The 12,616-nt window shown below is 72.6% G+C and carries 10 protein-coding genes and 1 tRNA gene; 1 reads left to right on the forward strand and 10 read right to left on the reverse strand.

Translation table 11 applies throughout. The features are described from left to right. The first annotated feature begins 157 nt into the window (after positions 1–157). Positions 158–550 carry a VOC family protein gene (locus tag ABD785_RS20730; protein WP_344830764.1) on the forward strand — a complete coding sequence of 131 codons (393 nt, stop codon included), beginning with the start codon at positions 158–160 and terminating at the stop codon, positions 548–550. A gap of 5 nt (positions 551–555) precedes the next feature. On the opposite strand, the gene ABD785_RS20735 is transcribed toward ABD785_RS20730, so the two are convergent. From ABD785_RS20735 to glgA, 10 genes are all read right to left on the reverse strand, one after another. After that, complete coding sequence (locus ABD785_RS20735; protein ID WP_344830767.1) at positions 556–2,727, reverse strand: glycoside hydrolase family 9 protein; 2,172 nt, start codon at positions 2,725–2,727, stop codon at positions 556–558. A gap of 121 nt (positions 2,728–2,848) precedes the next feature. After that, positions 2,849–3,064 carry a hypothetical protein gene (locus ABD785_RS20740; RefSeq protein ID WP_344830770.1) on the reverse strand — a complete coding sequence of 72 codons (216 nt, stop codon included), beginning with the start codon at positions 3,062–3,064 and terminating at the stop codon, positions 2,849–2,851. 123 nt (positions 3,065–3,187) lie between these two features. Next, positions 3,188–6,424 carry an error-prone DNA polymerase gene (locus ABD785_RS20745; RefSeq protein WP_344830773.1) on the reverse strand — a complete coding sequence of 1,079 codons (3,237 nt, stop codon included), beginning with the start codon at positions 6,422–6,424 and terminating at the stop codon, positions 3,188–3,190. 15 nt (positions 6,425–6,439) lie between these two features. Beyond that, a complete protein-coding gene (locus ABD785_RS20750) occupies positions 6,440–8,020 on the reverse strand; it encodes a Y-family DNA polymerase (protein ID WP_344830776.1) in 1,581 nt (526 codons plus the stop codon). Then, a complete protein-coding gene (locus ABD785_RS20755) occupies positions 8,017–8,667 on the reverse strand; it encodes a hypothetical protein (protein ID WP_344830779.1) in 651 nt (216 codons plus the stop codon). The genes ABD785_RS20750 and ABD785_RS20755 overlap by 4 nt, the downstream gene beginning before the upstream one ends. A gap of 40 nt (positions 8,668–8,707) precedes the next feature. Further along, positions 8,708–9,451, reverse strand: coding sequence for a rhomboid-like protein (locus ABD785_RS20760; RefSeq protein ID WP_344830781.1), 744 nt, complete (start codon positions 9,449–9,451; stop codon positions 8,708–8,710). Between the two features lie 19 nt (positions 9,452–9,470). Next, positions 9,471–10,427, reverse strand: a complete 957-nt coding sequence (locus ABD785_RS20765; protein WP_344830784.1) for a DUF2637 domain-containing protein — start codon at positions 10,425–10,427, stop codon at positions 9,471–9,473. A gap of 242 nt (positions 10,428–10,669) precedes the next feature. Then, the gene (locus ABD785_RS20770; RefSeq protein WP_344830787.1) at positions 10,670–11,143 is read right to left on the reverse strand and encodes a hypothetical protein; all 474 of its coding nucleotides are present in this window, start codon (positions 11,141–11,143) and stop codon (positions 10,670–10,672) included. Positions 11,144–11,255: 112 nt separating this feature from the next. Continuing rightward, positions 11,256–11,327, reverse strand: a tRNA-Val gene (locus ABD785_RS20775). Positions 11,328–11,384: 57 nt separating this feature from the next. Further along, positions 11,385–12,581, reverse strand: a complete 1,197-nt coding sequence (glgA, locus tag ABD785_RS20780; RefSeq protein WP_344830790.1) for a glycogen synthase — start codon at positions 12,579–12,581, stop codon at positions 11,385–11,387. Positions 12,582–12,616 lie beyond the last annotated feature (35 nt).

A 12,616-nucleotide genomic window follows, 5' to 3' on the forward strand; every position in this document is an offset into this window, starting at 1 on the left:
ATCCCGCCCGGATGAAGGGGCGTCCTCCCCACGGCCCTGGCCGACCGGTCTCACCCTGCCCCGGCGGCGAGAACGGGGCATCGGTACCCCCTACCGATTCCGATACCTAGTAACCGGGCGGGGGAATACCGATGCCGGGGACCTGCTTGTCGTCAGCATGAGCGTCACGGAACTCCGCCTGGTCGTCACCGCCGCCGACTACGACAAGGCCGTCGCCTTCTACCGCGACACCCTCGGCCTGCCCGAGCGGGCCGCCTTCGCCAGCCCGGGCGGCCATGTCACGATCCTCGAGGCGGGCCGCGCCACCCTCGAGATCACCGATCCCTCGCACGCCGCCTACATCGACGAGGTCGAGGTCGGCGCGCGGGTGGCCGGGCACATCCGGGTGGCTTTCGAGGTGCCCGACTCGGCCGCCGCCACCGGCGTCCTGGTCGAGGCGGGGGCCCGGCTGGTGGCGCCGCCGGCCGAGACCCCCTGGAAGTCGCTGAACTCCCGTCTGGAGGGCCCGGCCGGGCTCCAGCTGACGCTCTTCTCCGCGCTGCCGGAGTAGGTCCTTCAGCCGCAGGGCGTCCCGTTGAGGGTGAAGGACTCGGGGGGCGGGTCGGCGCCGGTGTGGGTGGCGTTGAACCCCAGGGCGAGGGTGGCGCCCGGCGGGTTGGCCGCGTTCCAGCCGAGGTTCGTGACGGTGACGTCGTGGCCGGTCTGGGTGAACTGGGCCGACCAGCCGTTGGTGATCTTCTGGTCGGCGGGGAAGGCGAACTTCAGGGTCCAGCCGTTCCAGGGGGCCGTCCCGGTGTTGGTCAGGGCGATGGTGCCGGTGAGGCCGGTGTTCCAGGAGTTCGCCGAGTAGACGACCTTGCAGGTACCGGACGGCGTCGGGGTGGGGGTCGGCGTGGGCGTCGGGGTCGGCGTGGGCGTCGGAGTGACGGGGCCGGGGGCCTTCTCGGCGGCCCAGCCGGCGAGCCAGGCGAACGCGGAGTTCCAGTTGACCGTGACCTCGTTGACCGAGTAGGCGCCGATGTCGTCGACGAAGCACTTCATCGGGGCGCAGCCGGCGAGCCGGGCGGCGGCGACGGGGTCCTGGAGGCCGGGGTTGGGGCCGCCGGACAGGGCTCCGGGCGGGGCCGAGGGGTAGGCGGGGTCGGCCTGGTGCGCCCAGAAGCGGTGGTGGACGTTGGCGACCGGCTTCTCGCCGTAGCCCGACACGTAGGACTGGTTCATCGGGTTGCGGCCGAGCAGGTAGTCGTAGGCCTGGTAGAGGCCGGTGCGGTACCTGTCCTGGCCGGTGAAGTCGTGGGCGAGGCCGAGGATGACGGCGTTGTTGGCGATCTGGCCGTTGGAGCCCCAGGCGTAGGGCGACCCCGGGGTGTTCGGGGCCGGATAGCCCTGGGTCGCGACCTGGGCGAGGAGCCGGTCGGCGAAGCCCGTGATCGCCGTCTTGATCGCCGCGGTGTCGGCGGCGGGCAGGCCGGTGGGGACGAGCGCGAGGGTCGTGTCGCCGAGACCGGCCGTCCAGGACCAGTCGTAGCCGCGGGAGGCGAAGCTCGCGCCCTTGTACAGGGTGGACCCGGTGACGTCGCCGCGGTAGGAGGCCTCCCCCGTCGTCGCGTACAGCTCGGCGGCGGCCCAGTAGAACTCGTCGCCGACGGCGTTGTCGTCGTAGGGGCCGCTGCCGGTGCCGTCGGCGGGGTCGGCGTACAGGCCGGGGTTCGCCCTGGCGGCGGTGTAGGCGGTGCGGGCGGCGGTCAGCGCCCTGGCGGAGAAGGCCGGGTCGAGGTCCTTCCACAGCCGGGCCGACTGGGCGGCGACGGCCGCGAGGTTGAGCGTGGCCGCGGTGCTGACGGGCGAGAGCAGGCGCGGCTGCGGATCGGCGTCGGGGCGCAGCGGCAGGCCGGTCCACGCCCTGTCGTTGACCTTGTGATGGACCAGCCCGGACGGCGCCTGCATCTTGAGCAGGAACTCGACCTCCCAGCGGGCCTCGTCCAGGAGATCGGGTCTGCCGTTGGCGTTCTCCGGGATGGCCAGGGTGCCGTCCGCGTAGGCGGCGGCGTCCGCGCCCGGCACCCGCAGGGCCCGCTCGTAGAGGTTCTGGAGCTGCCAGGCGGAGATGCCGCCGTTGACCACGTACTTGCCGTGGTCGCCCGCGTCGTACCAGCCGCCGCGCACGTCGCGGGTGTAGCCGCAGGAGATCCGGCAGGGCACCCGGTCGTCGCCCTGGTTGGGCGCCGCGTTCAGATGCCCCGCGGGACGGGCGTGGGCGGCACCGGCGTAGCGGCTCTCGATCGCGATGCCGCTGCGCTGCTGGTAGAAGAAGGACAGCGCGTCCTGGCGGAGTTTCCGCACCGGGGCGGAGGAGATGTCGAACGGCAGGCTGTCGATGCCTCCCGCCGTCAGCACGAACCCGGTTCCCGGGGTGTCGTAGGCGGAGAAGTCGATGAGGTGGACCGAGTCTCCGGACAGGGCGTCGGCGCCCTTGACGGTGCTCCGGCCGGAGGCCACGCCGTCGCCGCCGGCGGTCCTGAGCGTCCAGGAGACCGGCGACGTGGCCGTGCTGACCAGGGTCGCGGCCTTGGGCACGCCGGGCACGTAGGCGACCTGGTTCACCTTGAGAGCGGTGTTCGGGTCGGGCGCCGCGGCGGCGCCCTTCCCGACGCTGGTGGCCAGGCCGCCGGCCACCAGCGCCACCGACAGCAGGAGGTTCCGTGCCGCCGTCATCCGAGCCGCCATAGGGGTTCCTTCCCATCTCCAGGGGGACATCGATGCATGGGAGCGCTCCCATGCATCGTGGGTCCCGCCCGGATCGGGGGTCAAGGAACGGCCCTTCCGGCGGCTTTCTTTCACGCAGCGGTCATTTGCCGTGCAGCGCGGCGTAGGCCGCCGCGGCGGCCACGACGAGCAGGACGAGCGTGTCCTTGCCGCTGGCGAGCATGGATCTCCGGAGATAGGGGACGGCATTGCTGGTCCGGCGCAGATCGTAACGGGTGCGCTTGAAACGCTGCACTCCCGCTCCGAGGACCGCGCCGAAGAACAGGGCACCGAGGAGGACTACGCCGTCGGCTCCCATGGGCCTCACCTCACCTGGGTCGCATGTTCCTTCGACAGTAGCCCCGAGGCGGTGCCGAAAATGTGCCTTTTGGCATAGCGGGACTGTACGAAAGGGAAGCGGCGGGCCGGTCGGAGTTCTCGATCAGTGGAAGTTCCTGGCCTGGACGCGGCCGGGCACGGGCAGCCGGCTGAGCCTGGTGGCGTGGACGTGCAGGACGTTGTCGCGGGACTCGAGGCGTCCGTGGACGAGGAGTCCCTGGGAGTCGAGACCCACGGCGCGGTGGCGGGACCAGACGACGGGCGGGCAGATGATGTTGCTGGTGCCGGTCTCGTCCTCCAGCGACATGAACACGATGCCGCCCGCCGTCGGGGGGCGCTGGCGGTGTGTGACGAGCCCCGCGACGATCACGTTGGTCTCCGGCCTGAGGTGTCTCAGCGCCTCCGCGGGGACGGCCCCGTGCTCGTCGAGGAGCGGCCGGACATGGGTGATGGGATGGACGGCCGACATCCCGGTGGACCACAGGTCGGCCAGGGTCTCCTCGACGACCGTCAGCTCGGGGAGGCGGGGGGAGACCGCGCCCGGGGCCGTTCCGGGAAGCTGTCCCGGATGGGTGCCGGCGAGGGCTCCGGCCGTCCAGACGGCCTCGCGCCTGGGCACGCCGAGGCCGTCGAAGGCGCCCGCGGTGGCGAGGGCCTCGAATGCCGCCGCCGACAGCGGGACCTTCAGGGCGAGGTCCTCCATCGAGGCGTAGGGGCGGTGGGCGACGATCTCCTCAAGGGCCGTCTCGCCGATGTCGCGGACGGCGTCGAGGCCCAGCCGGATGCCGGGCTGCGCCGTGCCGGGCGCGTGCTCGTGCCCGCGGACCGGGTCGAAGCTCCCCTCCAGCTCCGCCCGGACGCCCGAGACGTTGACGTCGATCGGCAGGACCGTGACGCCGTGCCGCCGGGCGTCGCCGAGCAGGGACTGAGGGCTGTAGAAGCCCATGGGCTGGTTGCGCAGGAGGGCGGCGGTGAAGGCCGCCGGATGGTGGCGCTTCAGCCAGGCGCTGGCGTAGACGAGATGGGCGAAGGACTGGGCGTGCGACTCGGGGAAGCCGAAGCTGGAGAAGCCGAGGATCTTGTCGTAGGTCTCGACGGCGACGTCCAGGGGGATGCCCCGCTCGGCCATGCCGTCCAGGAGCCGGGCGCGCAGCCGCTCGATCCGCTCGGGGGCCCGCTTGGAGGACATCGCCTGGCGCAGGGCGTCGGACTCCTCGGGGGTGAAGCCCGCGCAGTCGACCGCGAGCTGCATCATCTGCTCCTGGAACAGCGGCACGCCCAGGGTCCTGGACAGGGCGCGTTTCATCGTGGGGTGGGGGATCTCCGGCGGCTCCTTGCCCTGGCGGCGGCGGATGTAGGGGTGGACGGAGCCGCCCTGGATCGGGCCCGGCCTGATCAGCGCGACCTCGACGACCAGGTCGTAGAAGTTGCGGGGCCGCAGCCGGGGCAGGGTGGCCATCTGGGCGCGCGACTCGACCTGGAAGACCCCGACGGTGTCGGCGGCGCAGAGCATGTCGTAGACGTCGGGGTCGTCCTTCGGCACGCTCGCCAGGTCGTGGGCCTCGGCGTAGGTCGCGACCAGACGGAAGCAGTCGGCCAGCGCCGACAGCATGCCGAGGCCGAGCAGGTCGAACTTGACCAGGCCCGCCGAGGCGCAGTCGTCCTTGTCCCACTGCAGGACGCTTCTGTTCTCCTTGCGGGCCCACTCGATCGGGCAGACCTCCCCCACCGGGCGCTCGCAGATGACCATGCCGCCGGAGTGGATGCCCAGATGGCGCGGCAGCCGCGACATCTGGGTGGCCAGGCCCGTCACCGCCGCGGGGACCTCGTCCATGTTCACGGGGTCGCGCCAGTCCACCTGCTTCGACCAGGCGTCCTGCTGGCCCGGTGAGTAGCCGAGGGCGCGGGCGGCGTCCCTGGTCGCCATCTTCGGCCGGTAGGAGATGACGTTCGCGACCTGGGCGGTGCACTGCCGCCCGTACTTGCGGTAGACGTGCTGGATGACCTCCTCCCTGCGCTTGTGCTCGATGTCGAGGTCGATGTCGGGAGGGCCGTCGCGGCCGGGCGACAGGAACCGTTCGAACAGCAGCTTGTGGTGGACGGCGTCGACGCCGGTGATGCCCAGGGCGTAGCAGGCGGCGGAGTTGGCGGCCGAGCCGCGGCCCTGGCACAGGATGCCCTCCTGGCGGCAGAAGCGGACGATGTCGTAGACGATCAGGAAGTAGCCGGGGAAGTTCAGGTTCTCGATGATCTCCAGCTCGCGGTCGATCTGGGCGTACGCGCCGGGGGTCCGCTCGGCCTCGCGCGGGCCGTACCGTTCCAGCGCCCCCTCGTAGGTGAGCTCGCGCAGGTGCGTGGCCTCGGTGCGGCCCTCGGGGACCTCGCAGGCCGGCAGGCCCGGCGGGTCGGCCTTGAAGTCGAACGCGCAGGCCCGGGCGAGCGCGACCGTCGCCTCGCGGACGCCGGGGAAGCGGGCCAGGCGGGCCTCCATCTCCGCGCCCGACCGGACGTGCGCGGTGCCGGCGGCGGGCAGCCAGCCCTCCATCGCGTCGAGGGAGCGGCGGGCGCGGATCGCGGCCAGGGCGTGGGCCAGCCGGGCGTCGTCGCCGGGCGCGGCGTAGTGGACGTTGTTGGAGGCGACCACGGTGAAGCCCTTCCGCACGGCCTCCTCGTACAGGGCGTCGTTGCGCGGGTCGTCGCCCGGATGGTCGTGGTCGACGAGCTCGGCGTAGACGTTCTCCCGCCCGAACAGCGCGGCCAGGCGCTCCAGCGGGACCCCGGCGGTGAGCGGGCCCTTGCGGCAGCCGGTCAGGACCGCCCAGTGGCCGTCGTGCGCGCGGCCCAGCTCGTCGAGGTCGTAGACGGGCCTGCCCTTCTCCATCCCGCGCAGCTGGGCGTCGGTGATCGCCTTGCACAGGCGCCGGTAGCCCTCGGCGCCACGGGCCAGGACCAGCAGGTGCCAGCCCGCCGGGTCGGGCTCTCCGGTCTGCGGGCCCGGCAGGTCCATGCTCAGCTCGGCCCCGTAGACGCCCTGGATGCCGGGGTGGGCGCGGACGGCGTCGGCGAACTGGACCGCGCCGTACATGCCGTCGTGGTCGGTGATCGCGATGTATCCGACGCCCTGGGCCGCCGCCTCCGCGACGAGCCTCGCCGGTTCGCTCGCACCGTCCAGGAAGCTGAAGGAGGAGTGGCAGTGCAGCTCCGCCCACGGTACCGGGCCCGGCCTGAACGGCTCGTCGCGCTCGGCGGGCTCCGCCACGGGCGCGGACGCGGGGGGCGCGCCCCAGGTGGAACGGCGCGCGAACTCCTCCCACGGCACCGGCGGGTTGCTCCAGCCCATCGTCAGGTCCTCCCCTCAGTCATAGATCGCCTCGACCGTCCAGACGCCGCCCTCGACCGTCAGCAGGTAGGCGCCCTGTTCGGTGACGAGCTGGAAGCGGGCCCTGCGGCGGGCCTCGTCCGGGTCCCACCAGCGCTCCACGCACGGCCAGGGCCCCGTCCACGCCGTGACGGGCTGGGGCCGGGACCGCGACCGCTCCACGAACGCGGGCGGCGCCGACACCACCGAGCGCGCCGACACGACCACCGGGGCTCCGTCGGCGTCCGTGACCTCGGCCCGCAGCGGGGCGGGCGGCACGACCGAGGGGGACACCTCCGGGAGCCGTCCGGGCCAGGGGCCCTCGGGGCGTCCGCCGAGCGGCAGGTCGCCGACCGGGACCCGCAGCACCCGCTCCCCCGGCGACCGTCCGCCGGTCAGGTGCGGACGGGTGATCGCCTGATGGCCGAGCAGCGCCTGGACCCGGTCGGCGGCCCTGGCCACGGCCTCGGGCAGCGTCCCTCGCTCGCCGCGTCCGTCGGGGCCCCACAGGGACTGCTGGCTGCCGGTGTCCGGGACGACCTGGTCGGGGGTGAGGATCAGCGCGGTGACGCCGCCCCAGACGGCGTCGTCCAGGCCGGGCGGGGGCGGCGGGGGCGTCCAGCCCGACAGTTGCCACCGCACCCGCTCGGCGACGGCGTTCGAGGACAGCAGCCCGTCGTGCCGCCACAGCCGCTCGGCCACCTCCCCGTCGGCGAACTCCACCTCCACGCCCAGGCGCACACAGGTCAGGCCCTCGGCGGCGAGGCCGTCGTGCAGCCGGTCGGCGAGCGCCTTCGCCGCGAACACGACCTCGTCGGAGCGGCCGGCGGGCGGGTCGAACTCCTTCACCACCGCCAGCTCCCCGACGGCCTCGCGCGGTGCGACGTCCCGTGCCTCCTCGCCGCGGGCCAGCCGGTGCGCCGCCGCCCCCGCCGCGCCGAACCGGCCGAGCACGTCGCCGGGGGCCAGTCCCGCGAACCCGCCCAGGTTCTTGATCCCGAGCCGGACGAGGATCCCGGCGATCCGCTCCCAGTCCCCGACGGCGCCGTTCAGGGTGCCCAGCGTGAACTCGCTCAGGAAGCCCGCCGATCCCCCCTCCGGCACGATGAGGCCGCCGCCTCCGTTACGGGCGGCGACCTCCGCCGCGAACAGGCCGTCCGCGATGCCGACGCCGCAGTCGAACCCGGCCTCGACGACCGCGTCCTGCACCAGCATCCGCAGCGCCTCCTCGCCGCCGTAGAAGCGGGCGGCGCCGGTCGCGGGCACCGCGCACACGCCCGCCCGCACGATCTCGACCCGCGGCGCGAGCGCGGCGACGGCCGCGGCCACCGCCTCGAACCCCCGGCCCTCGGCCTCCTCGTCCCTGTCGCGCACGAGCAGATCGGGGCAGACGCGCTGGGCGTCCCGGCGGCGCTGCCCGCGGCGCACCCCCGCGCCCCTGGCCGCGGCGCTGCACGCCGCCACCCGTTCCGAGCCGCCCGTCCGCTCCATCACGGCCCCCGCGACGGCGGCCTCGATCCCCACCGCGGTCAGCGGCCAGTCGGGGCACCACACGACCAGCACCCGGCGTCCCCTCATGCGACGACCTCGAGATGACGGGCGGGGGACGGCGCCTCGGCGAGCCTGCCGCGGGCGTCCGGGCAGAGCAGCCAGGCCGAGCGGCCCGCGCCCAGGGAGCGTCCGGTGGAGGTGACCTGGAGGCGGCGGGAGACGAGCTGGCCGTGACCGTTCGACAGGCCCTGCCAGGAGGCGGAGCCGGTGGTGAGGCGGGCGGTCGCGCCCGGCCAGTCGCCCGCGACGGCCAGCACGCAGCCGTGCTTGCGGGTGAGCGCGGTCAGCCTGCGCACCAGGGTCGGGGACGGCTGCGCGGGCGGCCTCAGCAGGATCAGCCGGACGGCCTCGGCGAGCGCCGCGACGACCTCCGCCCAGCGCGGTCCCGGCTCGTCGACGAGCAGCAGCCGTTCCAGATCGGCGCCCATCGCCTGCGCGGCGACCACCCCGAACTCCGGCACCCCGACCACGGCCGTCCAGTCCTTCGCCCCCGCCACCAGGGCGAGCCCCAGCGAGGCCGACCCCGCCAGGCTGAGGGCGGCCCCCGGGCGCAGCGGCGGCAGGAGCGGGCGCAGCGGCGCCAGCACCGGCAGGAGGCCCCCGGTGGCCTCGTCCGGTGCGACCAGCGGTCCCAGCGTCAGGTCGCCCGACGCGTGGTCGTTCAGCGCACCCACGCGCCTACTATCGAACAGAATTTCGACTAAATCAAGTCGATCATATGAGCGGGTCCGCCGACGGGACCGCAGGACGCGGCCGGGCGAAAGCCAAGGTCAGGGCGGCCGTCGACAGTCCGCTGAGGGTAGCGAACAGATGGCCGAGGTTCCAGATCGAGTGCTCACCGACCATCGGCAGCACCACGCCGACGAGCAGGCCGGCCGCGATCAGCAGGCGGAACCGGCCCGTCGCGACGAGCAGCGCCGCCGCGCATCCCGCGACCATCATGTAGCTCACGCCGACGTCGATCACCAGGGCCAGGGCCGCCGGGGCGCGTCCCGTGCGGATCGCCCAGAGCTCCACCCGGGCGGTCAGGATCGACCCCAGGACGTGCCCGGTCACACAGATCAGGATGATCCTGGGGGTTCCGTAGCGGCGCTCGGCATAAGCGACCACCGTGGCGAAGACCACCACGTAGAGGATCAGCCCCCAGCCGCCGTCGGCCACCCACAGGGCGCTCTGGGCCAGCGCCCGCACCGGCGCCCGGTGCAGCTCGAACAGGTTGGTGCTCGACAGCCGGGTCAGCAGGCCGACCAGCTCGGACGGGGCGCTGCGCTGGACCAAGGTGAAGGCCGTGAAGACCGCGACGTAGCCGAAGGTCGCGGGCGCCGACAGGACCCAGGCGTGCAGCCGCCGCGTATACGGCGAGAGCCGCTCCACCAGGCGGCGGGCGGCTCTCCAGCGCGTCGCGAGCAGGCGCAGCAGGTACCAGGCGATGACAAGGACCAGTCCCCCGATGATCACACCGGGGTATCTGCCCCGGTCAGGCGCGCCAGGAACGCACGAGGTCGCGCAGGGCGACCTTGTCGAACTCGACGCCGAGGGTGGTCAGCTCCTGCGCGACGAGCTTGCCGTCCGGGCCGTGCTTGGCGAGCAGCCGGTAGGCGAAGTAGGGGAACCAGTGGTTCTCACGGATCTTGCCGACCTCGTGCTCGTCGATGGCGTAGCCGTTGGTGGCGAGCTCGGCGCAGGTCGCCGCGACGTCGCCGTTGTGCCGGCCGAGGGCGTCGATGACGATCCCGCGCATGCTCTCGGGGTCGGGCTGCGGCTTGAGGTCGCCGTCCACCTCGACGGCGGGGAGCAGGTCGACGAACGTCTGCTCGGCGGGGGTCTCCGGCGCGGCCTTGGCGACCTTCTCGCCGGTGGCGGCGGTGGCCACCGGGTCGGCGAGCTGCTCGGCCGGGGCGGCGAGCTCGGCGACCCGCACCGCGGTGATCTGGCGGGGCTCGGCGGCGGCGGACAGCGCGACGGCGCCCTCCTCGTCCTCCGGCTTGACGTTGTTCACCACGTAGCGGTGCAGCGTGCGCAGGAGCACGAACAGGCCCAGCATCGACACGATCGGCGGGACGGCCGCGGTCGCCTGGTAGGAGAAGTCCTTCTGCAGGACGTGACCGACGTTGAACACCAGCGACGCCGTCCAGCCCGCGAGGGCGATGAACAGCGGGAGCATGAAGTCCATCCAGCTGAGCAGGCTCTTGCGGATGGCGTAGGCGTCGAGGGCGAGCAGGAACAGGCCCAGCTCGCCGACGATGATGAAGAGGTCGACCAGCAGCGGGAAGGAGGCGGCCTTCCAGCCGTCCAGCCCGTGCTCGATCGCCCACGAGTGCAGACCGGAGTACGACTGCGCGAAGCCACCGCCGGTGGCGGTCAGGACCGCGGTGGCCATGAGACCCACGGCGATCCAGCGCGTTATGATCTTGGCTCTGCTGGCGGCGTTCATCGGCATGCTCCACGGGTTCTTGAGATGACCTTGGAGGAGAATATCCCTCCCCGTGCCCCTCAGGAGCTACTTTGTCCGACTCGTTGCCGAACTCACTTACGCACCACCTGCCCCGGCTCGCCCGCAAAGGGCGAACCGGCAGGTGACAGCCCTGAAGCCGACCGGAAACAGTGTGGACCGCACGTAGACGGTCACCGCACGTAGACGGTCACCGCATGTTGATGGTCACCGCATGTTGATGGTCACTGCTTGGTGAGCCCCAGCGCGCCGGCGGCCTGCGGCATGAGGACCCCGAGCACGATGATGGCCCCGCCGCCGAACTTCGTCGCCTCGTCGGTGAACTGCTCGAACGGGTTGTTCGGCATCGCGGCGGCCCACGCCACGAAAGCCAGCAGCGCGAAGACGAGCAGCAGCAGCGTCACCCGCAGGCTCGGCTCGGGCGCTCCCCCGTCCGCTCCCACGGCCCGCCGCCGGTTCATGTAGGCCAGGAAGTAGAAGACCGGCACCAGCACCACGCCGATCCCGAACACCACCCACCGCATCACGTCCCCGTCGGGGTTGAAGAACGCGACCAGCGCCAGGTACACGGCGACGGCCTCGGTGGGAATGAAGGCGGCCACCTTCGACAGCGCCGTCGACCTGTCGTAGTCGGTGGGCGCGGACCTCACGGTCTGGGGGTCATTGACGGCCTCGGTGGAAACAGCGGCCTGTGCCATGCTCGCAACGCTCATACCCCCTACATCGCCCCAACCCCCCTCAACGTTAGAAAAACCCCCAATCCGTATAACGAAGAAGGCCCGGTCCACAAAGGACCGGGCCCGACGACGGTGGGCGTAATTGGTTTCGAACCAATGACCCCTCGCTTGTAAGGCGAGTGCTCTACCCCTGAGCTATACGCCCGCTCGCCTGGGGTGGCGACCGGGCAAGTTTACCCGTTTCGGGGAGCGGTCCGTCACGTCAGCGGTGGCGGGAGAGGGTCTGGCCGTAGAGGTCGTGGGTGCGGTGGGCGATCTCGGACCAGGAGAAGCGGGTGGTGGCGCGGGTGCGGCCCGCTTCGCCCATGGCGCGGGCCTTGGAAGGGTCGGACAGGAGGGCGTTGATGCGGGAGGCCAGGTCGCCGGCGAAGCGGGCCGGGTCGTAGGGGGTGCCGTCGGGGGCCTGCTCCAGGGGGACCAGGAGGCCGGTCTCGCCGTCGGCGACGACCTCGGGGATGCCGCCGGTGGCGGTCGCGACGACGGGGGCGCCGCAGGCCATGGCCTCGAGGTTGACGATGCCCATCGGCTCGTAGATCGACGGGCAGACGAAGACCGAGGCGTGGGTGAGGATCTGGATGAGGGCGTCGCGGGAGAGCATGCCGGGGATCCACAGGACGTGCTCGCGGCGGTCCTTCAGATCCGCGACGGTCGCCGCGACCTCGGCCTCCAGCGCGGGGGTGTCGGCCGCCCCAGCGCACAGGACGAGCTGCGCCTCCGGGTCGATCTGGGAGGCCGCGCGCAGGAGATGGGGCAGGCCCTTCTGCCGGGTGACCCGCCCGACGAACACCACCGACGGACGTCCCGGATCGATGCCCAGCGCGTCGAGGTGGCCGGTGCCGTGGTCGGGGGCGTAGATCTTCGTGTCGATGCCGTTGTGGATCACCGAGACGCGGTCGGGATCCAGCTCGGGATAGGCGCTGAGCACGTCACGGCGCATCCCGGCGGAGACGGCGATGACGGCGTCGGCGGCGAGGATCGCGGTCCGCTCCGCCCACGACGACAGCGCGTACCCGCCGCCGAGCTGCTCGGCCTTCCACGGCCGCAGCGGTTCGAGGCTGTGCGTGGTGAGGACGTGCGGGATCCCGTAGAGCAGCTTGGCCATGTGCCCGGCGAGGTTGGCGTACCAGGTGTGACTGTGCACCACGTCGGCGCCGGAGCAGCCCTCGGCCATCGCGACGTCGACGCCGAGCGTCTGCAGCGCGGGATTGGCCCCCGCCAGCGCGCCGGGCACCCCGTAGGCCGTGGCCCCCGGACGCTCGTCGCCGAAGCAGTGGACGCGTATCTCGTCGTCCAGCGCACGGGCCGCCTCGCGCAGCTCCCGCACGAGGTAGTCGACATGCACCCCCGCTCCCCCGTAGACGTCCGGCGGGTACTCGCGGCTCAGCAGGTCGACACGCATGATCGGAACTTAACCGGAACAGAAAAAATCATGCC

It is taken from the genome of Actinocorallia longicatena (assembly GCF_039534125.1).
Taxonomy (GTDB): Bacteria; Actinomycetota; Actinomycetes; order Streptosporangiales; family Streptosporangiaceae; genus Actinocorallia; species Actinocorallia longicatena.